Below are 25,449 nucleotides of genomic sequence, written 5' to 3'. Positions count from 1 at the left end.
TCCGAAAAGCGTGGCAGTCGGAGCGCGCGACTCGCCGACGAAGGGGTGATGATCACGCGCGCGGGCGCGTGGGACCAGTACCTGTGGAGTCCCCCCAAGGAGGTTTCCCCATGTCACTGTCCTTCCCGCCGGCCTTCCGGTCCTTCCCGGCGTTCTCGTCCCTCTGCCGTGCCGCGGCCGTCGCCGCCGGCGCCGTGCTGCTGACCGTGGCCCCGGCCGCGACGGCGGCCCAGGCCGCGGACGAGGGCTTCGACCGGGTGACGGTCGAATCCGGCAGCATCACGTCCGACGGCGAGCTCACGCTCTCCGGCAGCTACCGCTGCCTCAGCACCGGCGACTCCGTCCGCGTCGCGGCCTCGGTCGAGCGCGGCGAGAACGTCTGGTACGGCATGGACAGCATCCCCGCCAGCTGTGACGGCTCCTGGCACCAGTGGTCGAACACCAAGGCCACCGAGCCGGGCGCCTACGAGCCCGGCCCGGTGCGGGTGAAGACCAGCCTGGTGGAGTTCCGCCGCTCGGGCTTCATCCCGATGCCGACCGTCCGCTCGGAGCAGGTCCAGGAGGTCGTCCTCACGGAGGTCTGACCCGCGCGCCCGGCCCCACGGGACCGACGGGGGCCGGCCGGTGCTACGCGCCGGTCAGCCCCCGCATCCATGCCTCGACCTCGTCGGACGTACGGGGCAGCCCGGCCGACAGGTTCTCGTGACCGTCCGCCGTCACGAGGATGTCGTCCTCGATCCGGACCCCGATGCCCCGGTACTCCGCCGGCACGGTCAGGTCGTCCGGCTGGAAGTACAGGCCCGGCTCCACCGTGAGGATCATGCCGGGTTCGAGGGTGCCGTCGACGTACAGCTCGGTACGGGACTTGGCGCAGTCGTGCACGTCCAGGCCGAGCATGTGACCGGTGCCGGCCATGGTGAATCGGCGCTGGAGGGCCAGCTCGTACACGTCCTCCGGGTCGCCCTCCAGGAGGCCCCACTCGACGAGCTTCCCGGCCAGGTACCGCTGGGCGGCGACGTGGAAGTCCCGGTACGCGGCACCGGGCTTGACCGTCCGGATGCCGGCCTCCTGCGCCTCGTACACCGCGTCGTAGATCTTGCGCTGGAGCGGGGAGAAGGTGCCGCTGATGGGGAGGGTGCGGGTGACGTCGGCGGTGTAGAGGGAGTTCGTCTCCACGCCCGCGTCGAGCAACAGCAGTTCGCCCGGCCGGACTTCGCCGTCGTTGCGGACCCAGTGCATGATCGTGGCGTGCTCGCCGGCGGCGCAGATCGAGCCGTAGCCGATGTCGTTGCCCTCAAGTCGGGCGCGGCGGAAGAAGGTTCCCTCGATCCAGCGCTCCGAGGTGGCGATCGCGGTCGACAACTCCTTCACCACATCCACGAATCCACGCACGGTCGAGTCGACCGCCTTGCGCATCTCGCCGATCTCCCAGTCGTCCTTCACCAGCCGCAGGTCGGACAGGACCGACTTCAGCTCGGTGTCACGCTCCTCGTCCGTCGGCACGGCGGCTTCCAGCCCGGCGTCGTAGCCGCGCACGATCCTGGTGGGGACGGCGGGGGCCGCGCGCAGCTCGTCGGCGGCCTCGCGGACGTCACGGCAGGGCAGGCCGAGGAGCTGCTCGGCCTCCGCGAGGGAGTGACGGCGGCCGACCCACAGCTCGCCCTTGGCCGCGCCCTGCCAGAACTCGCCGCTCTGCCGGTCGGAGCGGGGCAGGAGGTAGGCGACGGCGTCATGACCGGCGCCGTCCGCGCGGGGTTCGAGGACGAGGAGCGCGTCCTCGGTCTGGTCGCCCGTGAGATGGACGTACTCGGTGGACGGACGGAACGGGTAGTGCGTGTCGTTGGCGCGGACCTTGAGGTTGCCGGCCGGGACGATCAGACGCTCGCCGGGGAACCGGGCGGAGAGGGCGGCGCGGCGCTCGGCGGCGTAGGGCGCCTGCTCGATCGGGCGCAGGTCCCGCAGCTCGGTGTCGGCCCACCCCGTCGTCATCAGCTCGGCCAGCTGCGGGGATACGGACGGGTAGAGGCGGTTCTTGCGGTCCTTGGTCTCGGCGGTCTCGGTGGGCTGGGTGGTCCCCGTGGATTCCCTGGACACCTGTCGGCACCTTCTTCGTCTTGAGGTCGGGGTGGTGAGGGCGGGCCGCTGGGAATGAGAGTCGACAAGTCCTTCGACCTGCCCACTGTCACTTTCACGGTCATCGAAGTGGCTCGGGCTTGTGGAGCTGACAATGAGAGTGTGCCTGACCAGCGTTTATCGAGTGAGGGCGCAGGGCCTCCAGGGGGCGGTGGCCGTCCGGGCGGGGCGTACGACGGAGCGTTCCCTCCAGCGCGGGACGGTGACCAGCACCCGGCCGCGCGTGCCCGCGTCGACCCGTTCGTGGGCGTGGGCGATGCCGGCCAGTGGGTGGCGGTCGCCGCTGCCGACGGCGTGGGGACAGGGACACCTCGACGTGTTGGTGTTCGGTCAGGTCGATTCGGGTGGGCGGGGCTGCTGCCAAGGCGGCCTGACCAGGCCTGTCTCGTAGGCGAACACGACGGCCTGCACCCGGGCGCGGGCGCCGATCTTGGCGAGGATGCTGCTGATGTGGGTCTTGACCGTGGTCGGCGCTATCGACAGCTGTTCGGCGATCTCCGAGTTGCTCCAGCCGGAGGCGAGAGCGGCGAGCACCTCGGTTTCGCGTTCGGTGAGGCGGGACAGCCGCCGGCCTCGGTCGGGCTCGTCGGTGGAGTCCCGTTCCCGGACGGCCTCGATCAGGGCGCGCGTGAGGCGGGGGGACAGAACCGAGCCTCCCAGCGCGACGATGCGCACGGCCGCGGCGAGTTCTTCGGGGAGGGCGTCCTTGAGGAGGATTCCGTCGGCGCCCGCGCGCAGGGTGGCGCAGGCGTACTCGTCGCCGTCGGACGCGATCAGCACGAGTACCCGCGGGGGGAGTGGGCCGGGCGGCTCGGAGCATGACGCCTTGGCATGGCAGTCGGTTCGGGTGATGCGGCGTACGGCCCGAACGCGGTCGGCGTCCGTCGGGCCCGGGTCCAGGAGGACGACGTCGGGCCGGAGGGCGGTGGCGGCCCGGACCGCTTGGGCGCAGTCGGTCGCCTCGCCCACGACCGTGAGGTCGGGCTGGGTTTCCAGGAACATGCGCAGGCCGAGACGTTGCAGGGCCTGGTCGTTGACGATGAGTACGGTGGTCATGGGGGCGTTCTCCCGGCGGACCGGGCCCGGAGGCGTTCGGCCGCCATGTTCGCAGCGGAGCGAAGCGGGGGCGGGGTGGGGCGGAGCAAGGGGGGGGCGGGGCCCGGCCGCGGTCCTGGGGTTCGGGATCCGCGGCCGGGCCCTGCCTCGCACCGGCGCCTGTCCCCACGGGAGCCGGTGCGTACCGGGCGCGCGCTCCGCTTGAGCACACGCGCCCGGAGCCGAGGGTGTGCGAAGGACGTGGACGGGGCCGGCTTCCCGCCGGTTGTCCGCGGTCAACGTCGTTGGCCGGGGTGTCGTCAGTTCCTCATGGCGCTCAGGACGGCGGTGGCCATGCCTCGTTCACCGTGTACGTCGTGGATGCTCGGCTGCGGTGCCGCCGAGGTGGCCGGGCTTCGGGGACGTGGCGGTGAACACGGTTGGGGACGTGGGGAGCTGGCCCGGGCATCCGACGAGCCGGGGGAGCGGGACGAGCAGGGCGAGCGGGGTGGGTCATGCCGGGCGGACGAGTCCGGTGTCGTAGGCGAAGATCACGGCCTGGACGCGGTCGCGGGCGTCGATCTTGGTGAGGATGCGGCCGATGTGCGACTTGACGGTCGACTCGGCGAGGTGGAGGCGTTCGGCGATCTCCGTGTTGGTCCAGCCGCTGGCGACGGCGGTGAGGACTTCGCGTTCACGCTGGGTGAGTTCGTCGAGTCGGCGCTGCTGCTGCGGGGAGTGGCCGGGGAGGCGGTCGCCGAAGGTGTCGATGAGCTTGCGGGTCAGGCCGGGTGAGATGACCGCGTCACCGGCGGCCACCGCGCGGACGCCGGCGACGAGTTCCTCGGGAAGGGCGTCCTTGAGCAGGAAGCCGCTGGCCCCGGCGCGCAGGGCGTCGTAGGCGTACTCGTCGAGGTCGAAGGTGGTCAGGACCAGGATGCGGGAGCGGCCACCGGACTCGACGATGCGCCGGGTGGCCTCGATGCCGTCCATGCCGGGCATGCGTACGTCCATCAGGACGACGTCGGGGCGCAGTTCGGCGGTCGCACGGACCGCTTCGGCGCCGTTGGTGGCCTCGCCGACGACGGTCATGCCGGGCTGCGCTTCGAGGAGCATGTTGAAGCCCATGCGTTGCAGGGCCTGGTCGTCGACGATGAGAACTGTGGTCATGAGCGGTGCTCCGGGGAGGACGGGGGCTCCCCCTGCTCGTGCGAGGACGCGAAGCCGGGGAAGGGCGGGTTGGGGACGAGGAACGCGCGGACGGTCCAGCCCCCGCGGGAGTTGGGGCCCGCGGTGACGGTGCCCTTGTAGAGGGCGACGCGTTCGCGCATGCCGACCAGGCCACGGCCGCCCCCGGACCGTCCGCGCCGGGTTCGCGGAGTACGGGGCGGGCCGTCGTCCTCCACGGTGACCTGGAGAGCTTCCGGGCCGGCGGTGAGCGACACGCGGACGGAGGTGTCGGAGGCGGCGTACCTGACGGTGTTGGTCAGGGCCTCCTGGACGATGCGGTAGACGGACAGTTGGAGACCCGGGGGCAGGTGTGCGAGGTCGCCGTGGGTGTCCAGGGTGACGGTGGGGCCCGCCGCGCGGACGCGCTCCAGCAGTGAGCCGAGGTCGCTGAGACCCGGCTGTGGGGCGAGTGGTGCCTCGTCCACGCGCTCGTTGTCGTCGCCGACGACAGCGAGCAGGCGGCGCAGTTCGGCCAGGGCGTCGCGTCCGCTGGCGCTGATGATGCGGAGTGTCTGGGCGCCGCGTTCCGGTTTCGTCTCGGCGAGGGCGGCGGCGCCGTCGGCGAGGCCGACGATGACGGAGAGGGTGTGGCCGAGGATGTCGTGCATCTCGCGGGAGACGCGGGCGCGTTCCTGCGCGGTGGCGAGGCGTGCCTGCTGGTCGCGTTCCTTCTTCAGGGTGTTGATGTAGGCGTTGGCCAGTCGGCTCAGCAGACCGAGCGCGGCGAACGCCGCCATCGCGGTCATCGCCAGCATCGTCACGACCTCCGGTCGTGTGGCGTACTCCAGTTGGCGCCCGGTGAACACGGCGGCCCACGCGACGAGCTGCGCGGTGGTGACACCGACGGCGAGGGCCAGTTGGCGCGGTGTGCAGTACCGGCCGACGTTGAAGAGGGACACGACGCGTGCGGACTCGGAGCCGGTCAGCACCCCCAGGGGGAGGGCCGCCACGGACACGGCCGTGGTGAGGGCGAAGACGAGCATGGGCCTGCGCTCCCGCCACAGGAGCGGGACGGCGAAGGCGACGACGAGTGCCAACTGCGCCGGGATGTCACCGGTGTTGTAGGGGTTGAGGTTGGAGGTGGCGCCGAGCGCGGCGCAGAAGACCGGCACACCCCAGTGCCGGACCCTGGGGTGTGCCCGGTCTGCCTGCCGCAGTGCCGCCAGCCGGTAGGCGACCGAGGCGATCACGGAGTCGTCGGCCAGTATCTGCAGGGTCCGGTCGTCGTCCGGGCGGGCAGTGGGGGCGCTCGGCACGGTCACGGGGAGTCCTTCACGGGTCGGGGGCCGCCCGCCGGTCCCGGGGGACCGGACCGGCGGGCGGGTCCGGGGAGCCGGCCGGTGGGAGGCGGCCGTTCCGGCGGTGTGGGTCGGGCGGTGGTCGGCGGCTGCCGCTGCGGCCCTACTCTGTCAGCGCTTACGGAACATCTTCTTCCGTATCCCCTTCGGCGTGCCCTTCGTCATGCCTTTCGTCGCGCCGTCCTTCGGCTCGGTCGTGTCGGGGGCCGGGGCGGTGGTGTCGCCGGTGCGTGCGAGACGCCGCTTGAACCGGGACAGTCCCAGCTTCTCGCCGAGGAGCCGCGCACGACGGCTCGGCGACGCCGTGTCGCCGGGGCTGTCGGCGCCGGTGGAGCCGCTGTCCGGGGCCGGGGTGTCGCTCCCGGCGCCCGTGTCCGCGAGGCTCTCGGCACCATGGTGGTCGGCGCCGCGCTGCCTGAGCCCGGACAGACCCCGGGGCCGGCCGTGGTGGTGTCGCGGAAGCGGCGACGCGTACGTGTTCGGGTCGGGGGCACCGGGGCCGGAGCCGGAGCCGCTGCTGAAGACCTGCGGGGCGCTGTGGCCGCCCGAGCCCTGGTGGACCCCGGCGCCCACGCCGGCGAGCACGGGTTCGGGTGCGGTGCTCGTGCTGTCGGAGTCCAGGATGTGGCGCAGCTTCTCGCCCTCGACGTCCACGTCGGGCATCACCCGGTCGAGCCATGCGGGCAGCGCCCAGGCGCGGTGGCCGAGCAGGGCCAGCACCGCCGGGACGATGGTCATGCGGACCACGAAGGCGTCGAACAGGACGGCGGAGGCGAGCCCCAGGCCGACCGACTTGATCAGAGCGGCGTCGTCGAGGAGGAACCCGGAGAAGACGGCGATCATGATGACCGCGGCGGCGGTGACCACCCGGCCGCTGTGCCGGAAGCCCCCGATGACTGCCTGGGCGGGGGCGGCCCCGTGGACGTACTCCTCCCGCATCCGGGTGACGAGGAAGACCTCGTAGTCCATGGCGAGGCCGAAGACGACACCGATCAGCAGGATGGGCAGCACGCTGACGATGGGCGCCGTCTGGTCGACGCCGAAGACATCCGCGAGCCAGCCCCACTGGAAGACGGCGACCAGGACACCGAGGGTGGAGGCGATGGTGAGCAGGAAGCCGAGAGCGGCCTTGAGCGGGATCAGGATCGAGCGGAAGACCAGCAGGAGCAGGATCAGGGCCAGGCCGACGACGATGGCGAGGTAGGGAATGAGTGCCTGGGCGAGCTTGGTGGAGACGTCGATGTTGACGGCGGTGGTGCCGGTGACCATCAGGTCCGCGCCGGCGTCCTTCCGCAGGGCGGCGCTGTGGTCACGGATGTCGGCGACCAGGTCCTTGGTGGCCTGACTGGTCGGGGAGCTCTCCGGGACGACACCGATGATGGCGACGTCACCGGCCTCGTTGAAGGCCGCGTCACGGACCGAGGCGACATCGTCCAGCTTGCCGAGCACCGCGGTCGCGTCCGCGGCGGCGGCCTTCGGGTCGTCACTGCCGCGGGCGTCGACGACCACGGTCAGCGGGCCGTTGAAGCCCGGTCCGAAGCCCTTGCTGAGGGTGTCGTAGGCAAGGCGCTGGGTGCTGCCAGGGGGCTTCATGGAGTCGTCGGGCAGGGTCAGGCGCAGTGACAGGGCGGGGATGGCCAGCAGACCGAGGCCGATCACCGAGACGGCGAGGACCTTGACGGGGTTGCGGGTGACGAACTTCGCCCAGCGCACGCCCATCGACTCGCCCTCGCCGCGCTCCAGGGCCTTCATACGGCGGGACAGCAGCTTGTTCTTCATGATCCGCATGCCGGCGAAGCCGAGCAGGGCGGGCAGCAGGGTCAGCGCGATCACCACGGCTACGGCGACCGCGAAGGCGGAGCCCAGGCCCATGGAGGTGAGCATCTGGATGCCGATGACGCTCAGTCCGGCCAGCGCGATGATCACGGTCAGGCCGGCGAAGACGACCGCGGAGCCGGCGGTGCCCAGGGCCCGTCCGCAGGCCTCCTCCGGCTCGTGGCCGTCGCGGATCTCGTTGCGGTAGCGGGAGACGATGAACAGGGCGTAGTCGATGGCGACGGCGAGGCCGAGCATCAGCGCCAGCGCGGACGTCTGGGAGGCGATGTCGAAGAACTGGGTCGCGACGGTGATCGACAGGATGGCCGCGCCGACGCCGAGGATGGCGGTGAGCAGGGGCAGTCCGGCGGAGATCAGCGAGCCGAAAGTGATGATCAGGGCGACGGCGGCGACGCCCAGACCGATCAGCTCGGCGGCCTTGCTGGCAGCCTGGTCCGCGACGCCGTCGCCGCCCAGGCTCACCGTGATGCCGGCCTTCTCGCCCTGCGCCACGACAGCGGTCTGGACGTCGTGCGCGGCGTCGCTGACGTCGGCCTCGGCGACCTTGTACGTCACCCCGGCGTAGCCGATGGTGCCGTCCTCGCTGACCTGACCGCTGGTGAAGGGGTTGGAGACGCTCGCCACCTGCGGCGACTTCTCCAGCTTCGCCACCAGCGACTCCACCGCCGCCTTGTGGGCGGTGGCGGTCAGCTTCTGCCCGTCGGCCGCCTCGAACACGACCCGGGCGGAGGCGCCGCCGGCGGATGCCTGCGGGAACTCCTCGCCCAGCAGGTCGATGGCCTTCTGGGACTGGGTGCCCGGCAGCGTGAAGCTGTCGGAGGTCTTGCCGGTGGAGCTCATGGCGCCGATGCCCACGGCGGCCAGGACGGCGATCCACAAGATGACGACGAGGCGTCGTCGCCGAAAGGCGAGCCGTCCCAGTCGGTACAGGAAGGTGGCCACGGAGTACTCCCACAGGAGAAGAGATCGTTACGTGAGTGCGTGGGGTCGATCGACCCTTGATCTCAAGCTAGGGGCGGGTTCTCGCGCTCCCTGCCTCCTGCGGGACCGAACTGGCGGGTTGCGGCTAGTACCCCGGTACTAATGCCTCTCGTCCTCGCGGCGCGGTCAGGGGAGTGCCGCTGAGCACCGTGTCGAAGGTGGTGCACCGGCGCCCCGACGCGGGTGCGGCGACGCGCGTACGGGTCGAGGAACTACCGGCGCTGCACGGGTACGTCCGCGCTGGAGGCCGCCCGTCGACCGGCCGTGGTGGCTGGTGGCGGCGGCGGGTCGAACCCGGGTGCCCTTGGCGGGAATAGAAACATGTGACATTGTACTGATGTGAGCAAGCGACTGACCTGCGACGTTGTGGTCATTGGCGCCGGAATGGTCGGCGCCGCCTGCGCCCTGTACCTCGCCCGGGCGGGCCTCGTGACCCTGGTCCTCGACCGGGGACCGGTGGCCGGCGGCACCACCGGCGCCGGTGAGGGCAACCTGCTCGTCTCCGACAAGGAGCCGGGGCCCGAGCTGGAGCTCGCGCTGCTCTCCGCCCGCCTCTGGCACGACCTCGCCGCCGAGCCGGGCATCGGCGGCACCGTCGAGTTCGAGGCGAAGGGCGGCATCGTCGTCGCCTCCGACACCGAAGGCATGGCCGCGCTGACCGGCTTCGCCGCCGGACAGCGGGCGGCGGGTGTCGAGGCCGAGGTGGTCGACGCCGGACGGCTCGCCGACCTGGAACCGCACCTGGCCCCCGACCTCGCGGGCGGCGTCCGGTACCCGCAGGACTGCCAGGTGATGCCCTCCCTCGCCGCCGCCCAGGTCGTCCGGGCGGCCCGGCGGGCCGGAGCCGAGCTGCGCACCGGCACCGCCGTCACGGACATCCTGCGCGCGGCGGACGGTTCCGTGCACGGCGTACGCACGGCGGAGCACGGGGACATCCACGCCCCGGTCGTCATCAACGCGGCCGGCACCTGGGGCGGCGAGGTCGCCGCGCTGGCCGGGGTGCGCCTGCCGGTGCTGCCGCGCCGCGGCTTCGTCCTGGTCACCGAGCCGTTGCCGCCCGGCACCGTCCGGCACAAGGTGTACGCCGCCGACTACGTCGCCGATGTCGCCAGCGGCGACGCAGGGCTCCAGTCCTCGGCGGTCGTCGAGAGCACGGCCGCGGGCCCGGTGCTGATCGGGGCCAGCCGGGAACGGGTCGGTTTCGACCGGACCTTCTCCCTCCCGGTCGTGCGCCGACTGGCCGCCCAGGCGACGGCGCTCTTCCCGGTCCTCGGCACGGTCCACGCGATGCGCGCCTACCTGGGCTTCCGCCCGTATCTGCCGGACCACCTGCCGGCCATCGGGGCGGATCCCCGGGCACCGGGGCTCTACCACGCGTGCGGTCACGAGGGGGCGGGGATCGGGCTCGCGGTCGGCACCGGGCACCTGATCGCACAGTCGTTGACGGACCGGACGCCCGACCTCGATCTGACGCCGTTCCGCCCGGACAGGTTCGCGGGGGAGGAGCGATGAGGAACGTGAAGAGGACCAAACACGTGGAGAAGGCCGAGAAGGTCGAGAAGACCGAGTGGGTCGGGAAGGCTGGGAAGGCCGTGAGGGGCGAGAGGGGGGAGGAGATGACTCCGCTGGAGCTGGCCCGGGCCCGGCCCGGAACCCCGTTCACCGTCACCGTCGACGGGGACGAGACCGCCGCGCTGCCCGGTCAGACCGTCGCCGCCGTGCTCTGGTCGGCCGGCATCACCTCCTGGCGCCGCACCCGGGGCAGCGGTGCCCCACGCGGGATCTTCTGCGGCATCGGGGTCTGCTTCGACTGCCTCGTCACGGTCAACGACCGCCCCAACCAACGGGCTTGCCTCGTCCCGGCCACCCCGGGCGACGCGATCCGCAGCCAGGAAGGCACCGGTCATGGCGAACTCCGGTAAGGCCGTTCTCGCGGTGGTCGGCGCCGGTCCGGCAGGCCTCGCCGCCGCGCTGGCGGCAGCCGACCGGGGTGTCCGGGTCGTGCTGCTCGACGCCGGCGAACAGGCGGGCGGGCAGTTCTACCGGCAGCCCGCGGCGGCGCTGAAGGCACGCAGGCCGCAGGCCCTGCACCACGCCTGGGGCACCTGGAAGAAACTGCGGGACCGGCTGGCGGCCCATGTGGCGGCGGGCCGGGTCACGCACCTGACCAATCGCCATGTGTGGTCTGTGGAAAGGGAGTTCGCGGGCGGCAGCGGCTTCGGTGTGCACGCCCTCATCGGTCCCGGGCAGCTCGTCGGTCCCGGGCGGACCGGGTCGCAGACCGTCACCGCCGACGCCGTCCTCCTCGCCACCGGCGGCTACGAGAAGGTGCTGCCCTTCCCCGGCTGGACCCTCCCCGGTGTGATCAGCGCGGGCGGCGCGCAGGCGATGCTCAAGGGCGGCCTCGTCCTGCCGGGCCGGACAGCGGTCGTCGCCGGGACCGGGCCGCTGCTGATGCCGGTCGCGGCCGGCCTCGCCGCGGCGGGCGCCGAAGTCGCCGCGTACGTCGAGTCCACGCACCCCGCCGACTTCGTACGGCACTCCGCGACGCTCGCCGCCAACCCGGCGAAGGTCGCCGAGGCCGCCCGGTACGCGGCCCAACTGCTGCGCCACAAGGTCCCGGTGACGGTACGTCACACCGTGGTCGCGGCGCACGGCACCGACCGCGTCGATGCCGTCACCGTCGCCGCCCTGGACACCCACGGCCGGGTACGGCCGGCCACCAGGAGGCGGATCGCCTGCGACACCCTGGCCGTCGGGCACGGCATGCTCGCGCACACCGACCTCGCCGAGACCCTGGGGTGCGCGATCGACGCCACCGGGGACCCCTTCGTCGTCACCGACACCGAGCAGCGCACCGACGTCGAGCGTGTCTGGGCGGCGGGCGAGGCCACCGGCATCGGGGGAGCGGTGCTCGCGCTGGCCGAGGGGGAGATCGCCGGACACTCGATCGCCGCCCGGCTGAGGGGAGTTGAGCCAAGCCCCGCCGACTGGTCGACGGCCGCCCGGACCCGTACCCGGCTGCGGAAGTTCTTCGCCGCCCTCGACACCGCCTACGCCCCGCCCGCGCACTGGGCGGAACAGGTCGCCGACGACACCGTCGTCTGCCGCTGCGAGGAGGTCACGGCAGCGGAAGTCCGTGAGGCGGTGGAGGAGTTGGGCGCGACCGATCTGCGGACCGTCAAGCTCCTCACCCGGGCCGGGATGGGCTGGTGTCAGGGGCGGGTCTGCGCGCCTGGCGTCGCCGGGGTCGCCGGGTGTCCGGTGGGCCTGGCGAAGCGGCCGTTCGCTCGGCCGGTGCCGTTGGGTGTGTTGGCGAAGGAGCCCGAGCGCTCATGACCGTGTGTTGTCTGCGGGGCCGTTGTGGCTGGTCGCGCAGTTCCCCGCGCCCCTTCAGGGCGCTTCTCCCTACCCCCGATTCCGAAAGTTGAGGTCCCTCATGAGTAGCACCCCCGCCCCTGTCTGGCGAGGCGTCCTCGTCGCCACCGCGCTGCCGTTGAACGACGATCTGAGCGTCAACTACGAGGCCTACGCGGACCATTGCCGGTGGCTCGTCGAGAACGGCTGCGACGGTGTCGTACCGAACGGCTCCCTCGGTGAGTACCAGGTGCTCACCGCCGAGGAGCGGGTGAAGGTCGTCGAGACCGCCGTCGCCGCGATCGGCGGGGACCGGGTCATGCCGGGTGTGGCCGCCTACGGCTCCGCCGAGTCCGCCCGCTGGGCCGCACAGGCCAAGGACGCCGGCTGCGCGGCCGTCATGCTGCTGCCGCCCAACGCCTACCGCGGCGACGAGCGTTCGGTGCTCGCGCACTACGCCGCCGTCGCCGAGGCCGGTATCGACATCGTGGCGTACAACAACCCGATCGACACCAAGATCGACCTCACCCCCGAACTGCTCGCCGAGCTGCACGCGGCCGGACACATCAAGGGCGTGAAGGAGTTCTCCGGGGACACCCGGCGCATCTACCAGATCCAGGAACTCGCCCCGGAACTCGACGTGTTGATCGGCGCCGACGACGTCCTGCTGGAGCTGGCCACGGCCGGGGCGGTGGGCTGGGTCGCCGGTTACCCCAACGCCCTGCCCAGGGCGACCGTCGAGCTGTACCGCGCCGCCGTGGCGGGCGACCTGGCCACCGCCCTGCCGCTCTACCGGCAACTGCACGCACTCCACCGCTGGGACTCCAAGGTCGAGTTCGTGCAGGCCATCAAGCTCTCGATGGACATCGTCGGCCGGCACGGCGGTCCCGTCCGCCCGCCGCGCATGCCGCTGCTGCCGGACCAGGAGAAGGCGGTCCGCGAGGCCACCGAGAAGGCCGTCGCCCTCGGCCTCGCCTGAGCCGACAGCCCGCCGACCTGAGCCGACAGCCCGCCGACCTGAGCCGACGGCACGTCGGCCCGAGTTGACCTGAGAGGATCGCGATCATGCGCAGCAAGCTCGTCCTGCACGCCGTCGACTCGCACACCGAGGGCATGCCGACCCGGGTCGTCACCGGCGGAATCGGCACGATCCCCGGCGACACGATGAACGAACGCCGGCTGTGGTTCCGCGAACACCGGGACGACGTACGGAACTTCCTGATGAACGAGCCGCGCGGGCACCCCGCCATGAGCGGGGCGGTCCTCCAGCCACCGACCCGGCCCGACTGCGACTACGGCGTCGTCTACATCGAGGTCTCCGGCTATCTGCCGATGTGCGGGCACGGCACGATCGGCGTGGCGACCGTGCTCGTCGAGACCGGCATGGTTCCCGTCGTCGAGCCGGTCACCACCATCCGCCTCGACACCCCGGCCGGGCTCGTCGTCGCCGAGGTGGCGGTGGAGGACGGCGCGGCGAAGGCGGTCACGATCCGCAACGTGCCCTCGTTCGCGGTGGACCTGGACCGCAAGGCGACCCTCGCCGACGGCCGCACGGTGACGTACGACCTCGCCTTCGGAGGCAACTTCTACGCCATCCTGCCCCTCGACGAGTTCGGCCTGCCCTTCGAACGTGAGCGCAAGGACGACATCCTCGCCGCCGGACTCGCCCTGATGGACGCGATCAACGCCGACAGTCCCCCCGTACACCCGGAGAACCCGACCATCAACGGCGTCCACCACGTCTATCTGGCGGCCCCCGGCTCGAACGCGAACCGCTCCCGGCACGCGATGGCCATCCACCCCGGCTGGTTCGACCGCTCGCCCTGCGGCACCGGCACCTCCGCCCGGATGGCACAGCTGCACGCGCGCGGTGAACTCCCGCTGCACCAGGACTTCTTGAACGAGTCCTTCATCGGTACGTCGTTCACCGGGCGGCTCGTCGAGAGCACGGAGGTCGCCGGACGTCCCGCCGTGGTGCCCACGATCACCGGCCGCGCCTGGATCACGGGCACCGCCCAGTATTTGCTGGACCCCGACGACCCGTTCCCGGCGGGCTTCGTACTCTGACACCGCCCGACCCGAGATCCATCAGATCCACCAGGAGAACCCATGGCCGCCGAGCGCACCGGCCCCGCCCTGCCCAGCATCGGCGGGCCGCGGCCCAGTTACCGGGCGAGCGTCGCCGACGCGCTGCGGGCCGCGCTCGTCGCCGGTGAACTGCGGCCCGGCGAGGTCTACTCGGCGCCCTCGCTCGCCGCCCGTTTCGGCGTCTCGGCGACCCCGGTGCGCGAGGCCATGCTCGACCTGGTGAAGGAGGGCATGGTCGACCCCGTGCCCAACAAGGGTTTCCGGGTCACCACGGTCTCCGAGGGGCAGCTCGACGAGTACACCCACATCCGGTCGCTGATCGAGATCCCGACCACCGTGGGCCTCGCCGCGACCGCCGATCCGGTCGCGCTGGAGGCGCTGCGCACGTACGCGGTGGAAAGCGTCGCCGCGGCGGACAGCGGCGATCTCATCGCGCATGTCGAGGCCGACCGCCGCTTCCACCTCGGCCTGCTCGCCCTGGCCGGCAACCAGCACCTGGTCGAGGTCGTCGGCGACCTGCGCAAACGGTCCCGGCTGTACGGGCTCACCGCACTGGCCGAACGCGGTCTGCTGAAGTCGACCGCCGAGGAGCACCTGGAGATCCTCGACGCGCTCCTCGCCCGGGACGCGGAGCGCGTACGGACCGTGATGACCCGGCACCTCGGCCATGTCCGGGGCGACTGGGCCCACTGAACTCCTGAAGCCCCTGTACCTCTCCACCCGTCCACCTCGGTCGAGCCTCCTCCGCGAATGGCGTACACGAACTCCGCGTGCGCGTTCGGACGTGTTCGGTTGTTGCCGTCCGGGTGGGGGAGGACACTGAATCCATGGCCTCCGAGCGCGCTGACGACGACCATCCCGACGGACCTGACCTGGTGGAACAGGCGTTTCGGCAGGCGGCCTTCTCGATGTCCGTCTTCGACATCGAGCAGCGCTACCGGCGGCTCAACGACGTGGCCTGCCAGGTGATGGGCGTCGAGGAGGACGTACTGCTCGGCCAGGTCTTCCCGTACGGCGTACCGGCGGACGTCGAGCAGCTCGGCATGCTGGCGGCCCTGCGGGACGTGGCCGAGACGGGCAAGCCCACGCACTACGAGAGCTTCACGCGGGCACCCTCCGGTATCCGCGAGCACGCCTGGAACCTGGAGCTGTGGCCCGTCCGGGACGCCTCGGGCGAGGTGTGCGCGGTCGGGATGGCCGCGTTCGACAGCAGTGAGCAGCACTGGGCGCGGCAGCGGCTGGCGGTGCTCGACGAGGCGGCCGTCTCGATCGGCACCAGCCTGGACCTCGACCGCACCGCCCAGGAACTCGCCGACCTGGTCGTTCCCCGGTTCGCCGACTTCGCCAGCGTGGACCTGCTGGAGGCCGTCATGCGCGGCGACGAGCCCGCCGAGGCCGGTCCGGACGGCGCCGTCGTGCTGCGCCGCCTCGCCCACGCCGCCGGGAGCGCCGGGGCGCCCGCGCCCGCCCTCGGCCCGGGCGCCACCGACACGTACCCGCCGTACTCCCCGCCCGCCCGGGCGCTGCGCACCGGACAGCCGGTGCTCAGCCGCAGCGGCGCCCCCGACTTCGACCACTGGATGGCGAGCGCGCCCGAGCGGGCCCAGAGCCTGCGCGGAGTCGTCGTCACCTCGCTGGTGGCCGTGCCGCTCATCGCGCGCGGTACGACACTCGGGGTCGCCGTCCTGCTGCGCACCAGGCCCGACGTCTTCAACGAGGACGACTTCGTCCTGGCGAGGGAGCTGGCGAGCCGCGCCGCCCTCTGCGTCGACAACGCCCGCCGCTACACCCGCGAGCGCGGCACCGCCCTCGCCCTCCAGGAGAGCCTGCTGCCGCGCGGCCCCTCCCGGCAGTCGGCGGTGGACGTGGCCTCCCGCTATCTGCCCACCGACTCGCGCGCCGGTGTCGGCGGCGACTGGTTCGACGTCATCCCCCTGTCGGGCGCGCGCGTCGGCCTGGTCGTCGGCGACGTGGTCGGCCACGGCATCCAGGCGTCGGCGACCATGGGCAGACTGCGTACGGCGGTCCAGACGCTCGCCGATGTCGACCTGCCGCCCGACGAGCTGCTGGCCCACCTCGACGACCTGGTGCTGCGCCTCGCCGCGGACGACGACAGCGCCACCGGCGGCGGCCGGGCGGCCGTCGGCGCCACCGGGGCGACCTGCCTGTACGCGGTCTACGACCCGGTCTCCCGCGAGCTGGCCGTCGCCAGCGCCGGCCACCCGCCGCCCGTGCTGGTCCTGCCGGACGGCGAGACCAAGGTCGTCGACGTCAGCGTCGGGCCGGTGCTCGGGGTGGGCGGTCTGCCCTTCGAGACCACCGAGATCCAGTTGCCGGAGGGCAGCCTCGTCGCCCTGTTCACGGACGGGCTGGTCGAGGCCGCCGCGGGCGACCCGGACCTCGGCATCGCCCTGCTGGCCCGGACCCTCGCGGACGGTCACAGCGCGCACGCCTCGCTGGAGGACCGCTGCGACCGGGTCCTGTCCGCCCTGCTGCCGAAGAACCCCGGCGACGACGTCGCCCTGGTGCTGGCCCGCACCCGCGCCCTGGACGCCGGCCACGTCCGCGTCTGGGACCTGCCCGCCGACTTCGAGGTGGTCGCCGAGGCCCGCAGACGCGCCGTCGCCCAGTTGGAGCAGTGGGGCCTGGAGGATGCCGCCTTCGTCACCGAACTGGTCGTCAGTGAACTCGTCACCAACGCGATCCGCTACGGCGCCGACCCGATCCAGCTCCGGCTGATCCACGACCGTACGCTCATCTGCGAGGTCTCCGACGGCAGTTCGACCTCACCGCACCTGCGCCGGGCCAGGATCTTCGACGAGGGCGGCCGGGGACTCCTCCTGGTCGCCCAGCTCACCACCAGCTGGGGCACCCGGCACACCAGGACCGGCAAGACGATCTGGGCCGAACAGGCGCTGGACTGATCCCGTCCGCCGGGGCTCAGGAGCCGGCCGCACCGCCCGTGGTACGCAGCCGCTCCGGTACCGCCCACCACTGGTCCGGCCGGTCCACCACCGCTGCCTCGGGCCCCGTCTCGACGAACCGGGCCAGCCGGAAGAGGTACGCCGCGATGCCCGCCGCGCCCTGCATCCACGAGGTGCCCGGCGGCAGCAGCGGGTCCTCCTGACGGTATTCGATGAAGCGCCAGCGGGCGCCCGCCCCGTCCCTGATCGCCCGCTCCACCAGCGCGTCGCCCATCACGCGCGCCGCCCGCACCAGGGGCTCCGCGGCGTCCGTGTCCCCGCGGTCCTGCGCCGCGTCCAGGAGTACGTCGCCCACGCCCGCCGTGCCGCAGCAGCGGCCGTCGTTGTCCCAGAAGCCGGGACGCAGGCGCTCGGGGAGGCCCGAGGTGAGGAGCGAGGTCATGCAGCGCTGCCGCAGCTCGCCGACGCCGAGCCCCGACACCTCCGCCACGCCCGCGTGCGCCAGCGCCGAGAACAGGTGCGAGGTACCCGCCGGACCGTGGCACCAGGTGTACGTCACCGGCTCGACCTCGCGCTTCGACGGCGGGATCGTGTGCGGAACGACGAAGCCGCCGTCGTCCAACTGGCCAACGGACAGAACGTGTTGGGCCCCCAGGACGGCCGCCTCGACGAAGTCCTCGCGGCCCAGCGCCGCCCCCGCCACGGCCAGTGCCGAGGCCACTCCGGCGGTGCCGTGGGAGTAGTTCGGCGCCCGCCACTCCGTGGTCGCCCCGATGCCCCAGTCCAGGCCCGCCTCCGTGCGGTCCGCCACCCGCAGCAGCGCCTCGCAGCCCGTCGTGGCGATCGGCTCCGCGAACTCGCCGCCCGCCCAGACGGCGGTGAGGACCACGCCCGCGGTGCCCATGATGATGTCGTTGAGGGGCGCGTCCGAGCCGGCTTCGAAGTCGACGGTGGTCCGCCAGCCGTCCGGCGCCGCCAGCTCGGCCAGCCGCCGCAGCGCCACCGACTCCGTGCCCGGTGCGAGCAGCCTCAGCGCCGTCACGTCACCGGACAGGCCGTCGTACAGCGAGGGTTCCGTGCGGGTTTCCGCCGCCGCCGACAGCCTGGTCACGATCCCGGCCGTCAACGACCGCTCCCGCTCGGTCGGTTCGCGGTGGCGGGCGATCTCGGCCAGCACGGGGGCCAGGCCGGCGATCCCCGCGTACAGACAGTCGCGGTCCTTGGCCGGTACGGGGTCCGGAGCGTCCTTCGCCGTGTCCTCGGACACCGTCTCCGGCAGCCACGGGCCGTCGTCGTCGCGGACCTGGTCCAGCACCCACGACCAGGCGGCCTCGCCCAGTTCCCGGTACTCGTCGTACGAACGCTTCGCGTGGCTCACGCTGTTCTCCGGCACCCGGTCACGCTACAACCGCCCGATCACCCACCGGAAGGCGCCCACCTGCGGTGCCGCGATGCTCCCGCTCCGCCGCCACGGTCACGGGCAGGGAAAGTCTGTTCCCCTCGGGTGCGGGAGGGTTCACCGCGGCACGGTAGAAAGGACCCATGGCGGAGCGCGAGACCCCCGCGGGGGACATGGACGATGTTGACGCGGTGACCCGTGCGGTGCTGACCGCGTCGCGGCTGCTGGTGGCGGTCTCCGCCCGTTCTCTCGCGGAGGTCGAGGAGCGTGTGACGCTCCCGCAGTTCCGCATGCTGGTCGTCCTGTCCACGCGCGGCGACACCAAGCTGGTCACGCTCGCCGACCAGCTCCAGGTGGCCCCGTCCACCGCGATGCGCATGATCGACCGGCTGATCGCGGCGGGCCTCGCCGAACGGCACCTCAACCCCGACAACCGCCGTGAGACGCAGCTTGGCCTCACCGAGGAGGGGCGTCGCACGGTCGAGGACGTCACGGCGCGGCGGCGGGCCGAGATCTCCGGGATCGTGTCGCGTCTGGCCCCGGCACAGCGGGCAGCGCTCGTCGAAGCACTCACCGCCTTCAGCGAGGCGGGTGGCGAACCCCCGGCCCCGGCGGCGGGCGACACGGAGCCGCACCCGCTCGGCTGGGCGGACAGCGCGATCGTCTGACGCCGTCCACGGCGGGCGGGATCCGGGCCGAGGTCTCTCAGCCCGCCGACGGCGACGGACCCGACGGTCCCGTGGGCGCCGGGGCGGCCGTGTGGATGTTCAGGTCCGGGCGCGGGGTGAGCGCGACCATCGGTGCGCCCGGCAGGGGCGGCGGTGGGGTCGTGTCGTCCTTGGGCAGTTTCGGGGGCGTGCTCTGCTGGAAGTTGACCTGGTCGATGTTGACCAGGCCGGTGTTCTCCAGCACGGTGATGTGGTCGAGGACGGTGTCGTTGGCCAGGTCGGCCAGGGCGCGGACCATGACGTTCCTGGTGGTGGCGCGGGTCTTGGCGATGACCGGGAAGATCTGGCCGTGGGTCACCCGCATGATGGTGACCGCGGTGGAGTCGAACTCCTTGCCGGCGGCGGCGTCCGCGGTGGCCACGAACTGCTGCTGTTGCGGCGACGCCACGTTGGGCAGGACCACCCCGAGTTCCGGGGCGATCCTGCGGCACATGTCGTCGAGTCCGGCGTGACCGACGATCAGGTGCTTGCCGGCCTCCCGCATCTCCACGGTCGTGCCCCGCTCCATCGCCATCTCGCCCAACGGGTACTCCCACAGCCCCGCCGCGCGCACCTTGACCACGAAGTCCCGGTCGGCCTCGGTCAGCGGTCCGTAGCGGGTGTTGGCGATGACGCGGTCCGGTGAACTCGTCGTGTTCTGCACCCCGACCATGGCGGGGTAGGCCAACGCGGTGAGCGTCAGGCCCAGAGCGCCGAACACGAACACGTTTCCAGCCGTTTTGGCCGATATGGGCATGAAAGCCTCCTGGTGCGAGCGGCTCGTACGTCAGGAGGTACGGGGGAGAGTCGGCTTTCAATCATTGCTCAGGGTAAATTTTGCACTCTGCCAAATCCGGGGACGCGGCATGATCGGTGGATGGCAGCTGTAGAGGACGAGAACGGGGGCGGCGAGGCGGCCCGACGGGCGGAGATCTCGTCGCCGCGAGAGGCCGCGAACAACGCGCTGGTGCTGGCGTTCGGGCGGCTTCAGGGCGCGGCCAACCGGCTGGAGTACATCCTCGGCCGGTCGCTGGAGCAGGAGTGCGGCATCAGCCACCTCATGTTCGAGGTGCTGCTCATCCTGGGGCGGGCGGGAGAGCCCGGGCTGTCCATGCGCGCCGTCGCCCAGGAACAGGTGCTGACCACGGGCGGCGCGACCCGTCTGGTCGACCGGATGGCGGCGGCCGGACTGGTCGAACGAGCCGAGGACCCGGACGACCGGCGCGGCCGGCTGGTGCGTCTGACCCCGCTGGGGGAGGAGACCGCGGTGCGGGCCTCCCGGCTGCACGTGGAGAACATTCGGCGCTATTTCGTGGCGCCGCTGCCGCCCGAGGACTGGGAGCGGTTCGCCGAGGACCTGCGCATCCTCAGTCACTCCGCGCGCGACGAGCTGCCCCGCCTGCCCTGAGGCCGCGGCCGTGTCGCCGCGGCCCGCTGACCCGGTCGGCATTCACGGCGTCTCGTGGAGGCGCCGGTCAGTGCTCCGGCGCCGTCCGGCGCGTCCGCGTCCCGGTCCCGTGGGCGGCCGCCGCCAGGCAGGCGACCGTCGCCGCGACCCACAGGGGATGCCCCACCAGCCAGGTCTGGACGCCCTCGAAGGGGTCGGCGGAGGTGAGGGCCGCGCGTTCGAGCATCCAGGACGACGAGAACAGCAGGCCGACCACCGCCACGGCGACGCGGAAGGCCGGATAGAAGCGGGTGCGGGCCAGGACGAGCAGCGACGGCATCAGCAGGGCCACGACCAGGAGCTGGGTCAGTTCGATGCCCAGGTTGAAGCCCAGCAGGGTGGTCACCAGGGAGCCCCGGTCCAGGCCCAGGCCGGTGATCAGGGAGGCGAAGGCCAGGCCGTGGATCAGGCCGAAGCCGGAGGCGATCAGGACCTCGCCGTGCGCCACCAGGGGGCGGATCGCGTGGATCGCCGACACCGCGATCGAGAGGGCGATCAACGTCTCCACCGGGCGCGTCGGGAGGTCGATCACCCCGGTCGCCGCCAGGGCCAGGGTGAGCGAATGGCCCACCGCGAACGCCGACACCACGTGCACGACCCGCATGATCGCCCGCCGCCGTGACGGAGCCGCGCGCCAGCCGCCGCCGACCGCCACCAGGGGCGCCGGGATCAGCAGCATGAGCAGGAAGAGGAGATGGTCGGCGCCTTCGCCGATGTGCTCGATGCCGAGGGCGGCCGTCGAGGCGAGGCCACGCAGCCAGGAGCCCTCGTCCGCCGGGACCGTGAGGGTCTTCGTCGCGTGGTCGAAGATGCCCAGGGTCTCGGCGTCGTCCGCCTTGAGGATGCCCCGGTCGAAGTCGTACCGCACGGTGACGACGACCTTGTGCGTGAGCAGTTCCTCGACGATGACGTCGTACCGCAGGTCGAAGGCGGTGACCTCGCCGTCGGGCGGACGGATCTCCAGGGGGTAGACGAGGTGGGGCGACGCGTCGATCGACCTGACCGTTCCCGTGCCGAGTTCCACCGTCCAGGGCCTGCCGTCCCTGCCGACGGCGCTGATGTGCCGCGCCGCGTAGCTCTTCAGGAACGCCCGGTCGGCGCCCAGGGCGCGGGCGCCGGTCAGCTCGCGGTCCACCGCGACGGACAGACGGTCCAGGGGGAGCTGGATCTCGCCGTCCACGCTGTCGTCGCCGATGTCCAGAAGGACCGCCGAGGTGGCCATCGGGTGCGCCTCGGCCGCCGGCGCCAGGAGGCCGGTGAGGAAGAGGGCCGCGAGGAGGAGCGCGGGCAACAGCCGGTACGTCGTTCTGCTCATGATCTTTCCTGTGTCCCTGCGTTCCCGTGTGCCGGTGTCCCGTGCTCCTCCTCGCGGCTTCCGCTCGGTCAGTTCCAGCCGTAGTCGGCCGTCTCGTCGCGGAAGATCGTGTGCTGGTGGATCTCGTCGGTCGAGGCGCCGGGCTGGTTGGAGAACTCGATCCAGGCGGACGGGCCGTCGAGGCGCACGTAGGTCTGGTCGTTGTCGAGGGTCGTGCCGCCGCTCCACCCGATGTACGTCTTGTCGTACTCGGAGGCGTACTTGGCGAGGAGCCGCCTGGCGGCGGTCTCGTCGAGGTCGTCCACCCACGCCTTCAGCATCGCGGTCACCTTGGCCTGCTGCTTCCTGGTGAGGGAACTGACGAGTACGCCCTCGGGCTCCGTCGGGAAGGGGCCGTCGTTGCCCGGGCCCAGGAACAGGTCGTCGAAGCTGCCGTCGATCTCGGCGGAGGTCAGCTCGGTCGCGGTCAGGGACTGGATCGCGCCGATGGTGGCGGTCCGCTTGTCCTCCATGGGGGCGTAGAACATCTCCTCCCAGTTGAACTCCATCGGCTCGACGGCCGTCAGGGTCGGGGAGATGGACACGTTCTGGCCGGCGTAGGTGAGGTTGTACGCGGCGTGGTGGCCGCCGTACTGAAGCGTGAACTGGCCGGTCCTGCTGGGCTGCCCGAAGAAGGAGATGTAGTACCACTCCGAGCCGAAGTTGGCGCCTCCGCCGCCTCCGCCACCCCCCGGGGGACGGGTGCCGCCTCCGGTGGGAGTACCGCTCGGGGTGCCCGTCGGAGCCGTGGTCGGGGTGGCAGACGGTGACGGGCTGCTGGTCCCGTCGTCGGCCGTCAGCGAGGCGAGGTAGTCGTCGGCCTTGCGGATCTCGACGAGTTCCTCGTAACCCTGCTTGCTGAGCGCGGCCTCCATGACCTTCAGGGCCGCGGCCTCCTGCTCGTCGGTGAGGTCACCCAGCTTGAGGCCGTTGCGCTCCACGACGGGGGTCGGGAAGTTGGACCAGCCGGTCTTCTTGGCGGCGTCGTCGAAGTCGTACAGGACGGTGTCCTGCTGCTCGGCGGAGAGCGTCGCCAGGAACGCGTCGGCGGCGGCCACGACCTTGGCCGTGTTCGCGCCTCCCACGCCCTTGACCTTCTTCGCCACCTGGGCCGCGTTCAGGGCCGCCGGCGCGGCCGAGGACGTGGTGTTCGCGGCGGAACAACCGGTGACGCCCAGGCTGACGCATACCGCCAGAGCTGTCATGGTGCGGCGCATTGATACTCCTGTGGAGGGGGTGATCAGGAGAACCCATGCTGTGCGGCCGTCCTTGGACCCCGGCGGGAGCTGTTCGGGAATTGGATGAGAACCGAGGACGATGTCCGACGGCCGCCCGTGGGCCAAAATGAAACCCATGCCGAACCGTGTCCTCATAGCCGACGACGATCGTGCGATCCGCGAATCCCTGGAACGCGCCCTGGAGTTGGAGGGATACGAGGTCGTCACCGCCGTCGACGGAGTGGAGGCGCTGACCCAGGCCCGCCGGGGTTCCTTCCACGCGCTCGTCGTGGACGTGATGATGCCCCACGTCGACGGCGCCGGGGTCTGCCGGGTACTGCGCGCCGACGGCGACCGCACCCCGGTACTGATGCTCACCGCGCGGGTCGGGACCCCGGACCGCGTCGCCGGCCTGGACGCGGGCGCCGACGACTATCTGGCCAAGCCCTTCGCGGTGCCCGAACTGCTCGCCAGGCTGCGGGCGTTGCTGCGCCGGGCCGCGCTGACACCGGGCGGCGACGACGAAGCCGACGTGTCCGGGGCCGAACTGCGGATCGCCTCCCTGCGGATCGACCCCTCCGGGCGGCGGGTGTGGTGGGGCGGGGCCGAACTGCGGTTGTCCAAGACCGAGTTCGACCTGCTGGAACTGCTCGTGCGCAACGAGGGCATCGTGCTCGACCACGCGACCGTCTACCGGGAGATATGGGGCGAGGACTTCGCCGTGGACGGCAAGAACCTCGCCGGGTACATCGGCTATCTGCGGCGCAAACTGGGCGACGCCGGTGCGCCCGACCTCATCCACACCGTGCGGGGCGTGGGTTACGCGGTACGGCGGCCATGAGCACCCGGTCAGGGGTGGTCGCGCGGCTGTGGACACGGTGTCGGCGGCTTTCGCCGTCACGGACACGGCCGGTGGCGTGGCTGAGGGGTTCGGGGCCGCGGGCACACCTCGGGCTGAGTCTGAGTCTGCGTACGCGGTTCGCGCTCGCCTTCGCCGCCGTGGGCGCCGTGGTCGCCGTACTCGTCGGGCTGCTCAGCTACGGTGCCGCCTCCGACCGGGTCATGGCGGAGATCGACCGTTCGCTGCGGTCGGCCACGGTGGCCCTGGCCCAGGATCCCGACCAGGCGCTGTCCCTGTCCGAGGCGGTCGAGCGCGCCCCCGACCTCTACCCCGGCCCGGACCTGCCCGGTCCCGGTGACGAGGACGAGCGGACCGTCACCGCGCGGGCCGTGGCCAAGGACGGCACCCTCACCGGACTGGGCGGCCCGCCCGTGCGGTTGCCCCTGTCCGGCACCGCCCGAGCGCTCGCCGCCGGCGGCACCGCCGGACAGGCGGACACCACCGAGGCCGTCGTCGGTTCCCAGACGTTCCGCCTGCTGACCACCGCGCTCGGCGGCGACCGCGGCGCCCTGCAGGTGGCCGTACCGGTCGACCAGACCCACTACGTGCTCGGAGGCATGGCACGCCAGATCGCCGCCGCGAGCCTCACGGTCATGCTCGCGGCGGCCTGCGCCGGCTGGCTGCTCGCCCGGCGCATCACCCGGCGCCTGGAACGCCTGGCCGGGGTCGCCGAGGAGGTCAGCGTCGGCGACCGGTTCGACGGCGCGGGACTGGTGGACGGACGCGACGAGGTCGGGCGGCTCTCGGCGTCGCTGAGCCGGATGCTCGGCCGGCTCGCCGCCGCCCGCGAGGCCCAGGAGCGGCTGGTGCAGGACGCCGCGCACGAACTGCGGACCCCGCTGACCAGCCTGCGTACGAACGCCAGTGTGCTGCGCCGCGTCACCGAACTCTCCCCGTACGCCCGTGACCGGCTCCTCGACGATGTGGAGGGCGAGACCGAGGAACTCGGCCAACTGGTCGACGAACTGGTCGAGTTGGCCATGGCCCGGGACCGCGGGGAAGCGGAGGAGCCGGTGGAACTGGCCGCGCTCGCCCGGCGCGTGGCGCAACGTGTCCATCGGCGCACCGGGCGCTTCGTCCTGCTCGACGTCGACGACACGGTGATCAGGGGCCGCAGGCAGGGGCTCGAACGGGCGCTGGGCAACCTGCTGGAGAACGCCGCCAAGTTCGACACCGACGGCGACTCCCCGGTCGAGGTGCGCGTCCGCCGGGGGGAGATCACCGTCGCCGACCACGGACCGGGCATCGCCGCCGCCGACGCCGTCCACGTGTTCGACCGCTTCTACCGGGCCGACACCGCCCGCGCCCTGCCCGGCTCCGGGCTCGGGCTGGCCATCGTCCGCGACGTCGCCGAGTCCCACGGCGGCACGGCCTTCGCCCGGACCCGACCGGGCGGGGGCGCGGAGGTGGGGTTCACGGTCGAGAACTCCCGGCTCCTGGAACCGGAGACGCCCGGGGCGAAGAAGGTGAAGGAGGCGAAGAAGGCGGGGGAGACGGGAGGGGACCCACGAGTCCCGTGACCCGGTCGCCGGTGCGCCGGTG

At 72.2% G+C, this 25,449-nt stretch carries 20 protein-coding genes and 1 pseudogene; 12 read left to right on the top strand and 9 right to left on the bottom strand.

Translation table 11 applies throughout. The features are described 5' to 3' along the window. Positions 1-110 precede the first annotated feature (110 nt). Positions 111-584, top strand: coding sequence for a DUF6299 family protein (locus OG595_RS09140; RefSeq protein WP_329269815.1), 474 nt, complete (start codon positions 111-113; stop codon positions 582-584). Between the two features lie 43 nt (positions 585-627). Here the strand turns inward: OG595_RS09140 and OG595_RS09135 are convergent, their stop codons facing one another. The 5 genes and pseudogenes from OG595_RS09135 to OG595_RS09115 form a co-directional block, all read right to left on the bottom strand. Next, positions 628-1,989, bottom strand: coding sequence for an aminopeptidase P family protein (locus OG595_RS09135; protein WP_329282749.1), 1,362 nt, complete (start codon positions 1,987-1,989; stop codon positions 628-630). A gap of 474 nt (positions 1,990-2,463) precedes the next feature. After that, positions 2,464-3,189 (bottom strand): response regulator transcription factor, encoded by a 726-nt coding sequence (locus OG595_RS09130; RefSeq protein WP_329269811.1) that lies wholly within the window; start codon positions 3,187-3,189, stop codon positions 2,464-2,466. 492 nt (positions 3,190-3,681) lie between these two features. Beyond that, complete coding sequence (locus OG595_RS09125; protein ID WP_329269809.1) at positions 3,682-4,338, bottom strand: response regulator transcription factor; 657 nt, start codon at positions 4,336-4,338, stop codon at positions 3,682-3,684. Next, positions 4,335-5,660 (bottom strand): sensor histidine kinase, encoded by a 1,326-nt coding sequence (locus tag OG595_RS09120; RefSeq protein WP_329269807.1) that lies wholly within the window; start codon positions 5,658-5,660, stop codon positions 4,335-4,337. The genes OG595_RS09125 and OG595_RS09120 overlap by 4 nt, the downstream gene beginning before the upstream one ends. A gap of 606 nt (positions 5,661-6,266) precedes the next feature. Further along, positions 6,267-8,474: pseudogene (locus OG595_RS09115) on the bottom strand (MMPL family transporter); the annotation flags it as partial. A gap of 378 nt (positions 8,475-8,852) precedes the next feature. Between OG595_RS09115 and OG595_RS09110 the strand changes: the two are divergent. From OG595_RS09110 to OG595_RS09080, 7 genes are all read left to right on the top strand, one after another. Then, positions 8,853-10,025 carry an NAD(P)/FAD-dependent oxidoreductase gene (locus OG595_RS09110; RefSeq protein WP_329269803.1) on the top strand — a complete coding sequence of 391 codons (1,173 nt, stop codon included), beginning with the start codon at positions 8,853-8,855 and terminating at the stop codon, positions 10,023-10,025. A gap of 104 nt (positions 10,026-10,129) precedes the next feature. Then, a complete protein-coding gene (locus OG595_RS09105; RefSeq protein WP_329282746.1) occupies positions 10,130-10,435 on the top strand; it encodes a (2Fe-2S)-binding protein in 306 nt (101 codons plus the stop codon). After that, the gene (locus tag OG595_RS09100) at positions 10,419-11,852 is read left to right on the top strand and encodes an NAD(P)/FAD-dependent oxidoreductase (protein WP_329269800.1); all 1,434 of its coding nucleotides are present in this window, start codon (positions 10,419-10,421) and stop codon (positions 11,850-11,852) included. Before OG595_RS09105 ends, OG595_RS09100 begins: the two co-directional genes overlap by 17 nt. A gap of 100 nt (positions 11,853-11,952) precedes the next feature. After that, positions 11,953-12,849: a dihydrodipicolinate synthase family protein gene (locus OG595_RS09095; RefSeq protein WP_329269798.1), complete on the top strand. Its 897-nt coding sequence runs from the start codon at positions 11,953-11,955 to the stop codon at positions 12,847-12,849. Between the two features lie 86 nt (positions 12,850-12,935). Next, on the top strand, positions 12,936-13,937 hold the full coding sequence (locus tag OG595_RS09090; RefSeq protein WP_329269797.1) for a proline racemase family protein: 1,002 nt from the start codon (positions 12,936-12,938) through the stop codon (positions 13,935-13,937). Positions 13,938-13,979: 42 nt separating this feature from the next. Continuing rightward, positions 13,980-14,651, top strand: a complete 672-nt coding sequence (locus OG595_RS09085) for a GntR family transcriptional regulator (RefSeq protein ID WP_329269796.1) — start codon at positions 13,980-13,982, stop codon at positions 14,649-14,651. A 134-nt stretch (positions 14,652-14,785) separates the two neighbouring features. After that, entirely contained in the window at positions 14,786-16,882 is a 2,097-nt protein-coding gene (locus OG595_RS09080) for an ATP-binding SpoIIE family protein phosphatase (protein WP_329269794.1), read from the top strand. A 16-nt stretch (positions 16,883-16,898) separates the two neighbouring features. Here OG595_RS09080 and OG595_RS09075 read toward each other — a convergent pair whose 3' ends face one another. After that, positions 16,899-18,260 (bottom strand): lanthionine synthetase LanC family protein, encoded by a 1,362-nt coding sequence (locus OG595_RS09075; RefSeq protein ID WP_329269791.1) that lies wholly within the window; start codon positions 18,258-18,260, stop codon positions 16,899-16,901. Positions 18,261-18,424: 164 nt separating this feature from the next. On the opposite strand from OG595_RS09075, the gene OG595_RS09070 reads away from it, so the two are divergent. Further along, positions 18,425-18,949: a MarR family winged helix-turn-helix transcriptional regulator gene (locus tag OG595_RS09070; protein WP_329269789.1), complete on the top strand. Its 525-nt coding sequence runs from the start codon at positions 18,425-18,427 to the stop codon at positions 18,947-18,949. Positions 18,950-18,986: 37 nt separating this feature from the next. Here OG595_RS09070 and OG595_RS09065 read toward each other — a convergent pair whose 3' ends face one another. After that, on the bottom strand, positions 18,987-19,745 hold the full coding sequence (locus OG595_RS09065; protein ID WP_329269787.1) for a DUF4142 domain-containing protein: 759 nt from the start codon (positions 19,743-19,745) through the stop codon (positions 18,987-18,989). Positions 19,746-19,865: 120 nt separating this feature from the next. Between OG595_RS09065 and OG595_RS09060 the strand changes: the two genes are divergently transcribed. Next, the gene (locus OG595_RS09060) at positions 19,866-20,396 is read left to right on the top strand and encodes a MarR family winged helix-turn-helix transcriptional regulator (RefSeq protein WP_329269786.1); all 531 of its coding nucleotides are present in this window, start codon (positions 19,866-19,868) and stop codon (positions 20,394-20,396) included. A 67-nt stretch (positions 20,397-20,463) separates the two neighbouring features. Here OG595_RS09060 and OG595_RS09055 read toward each other — a convergent pair whose 3' ends face one another. Beyond that, on the bottom strand, positions 20,464-21,750 hold the full coding sequence (locus tag OG595_RS09055) for a HupE/UreJ family protein (RefSeq protein WP_329269784.1): 1,287 nt from the start codon (positions 21,748-21,750) through the stop codon (positions 20,464-20,466). Positions 21,751-21,818: 68 nt separating this feature from the next. Continuing rightward, the gene (locus OG595_RS09050) at positions 21,819-23,006 is read right to left on the bottom strand and encodes a DUF3500 domain-containing protein (RefSeq protein ID WP_329269782.1); all 1,188 of its coding nucleotides are present in this window, start codon (positions 23,004-23,006) and stop codon (positions 21,819-21,821) included. A gap of 136 nt (positions 23,007-23,142) precedes the next feature. On the opposite strand from OG595_RS09050, the gene OG595_RS09045 reads away from it, so the two are divergent. Both OG595_RS09045 and OG595_RS09040 read left to right on the top strand, forming a co-directional pair. Next, the gene (locus OG595_RS09045; protein ID WP_329269780.1) at positions 23,143-23,847 is read left to right on the top strand and encodes a response regulator transcription factor; all 705 of its coding nucleotides are present in this window, start codon (positions 23,143-23,145) and stop codon (positions 23,845-23,847) included. 71 nt (positions 23,848-23,918) lie between these two features. Beyond that, positions 23,919-25,427 (top strand): HAMP domain-containing sensor histidine kinase, encoded by a 1,509-nt coding sequence (locus tag OG595_RS09040; RefSeq protein ID WP_329269778.1) that lies wholly within the window; start codon positions 23,919-23,921, stop codon positions 25,425-25,427. Positions 25,428-25,449: the final 22 nt, after the last annotated feature.

This window comes from Streptomyces sp. NBC_01451 (assembly GCF_036227485.1).
Taxonomy (GTDB): Bacteria; Actinomycetota; Actinomycetes; order Streptomycetales; family Streptomycetaceae; genus Streptomyces.
Note: the sequence above shows the minus strand (reverse complement) of the source record. Positions and strands in the feature narration are given on the sequence as shown.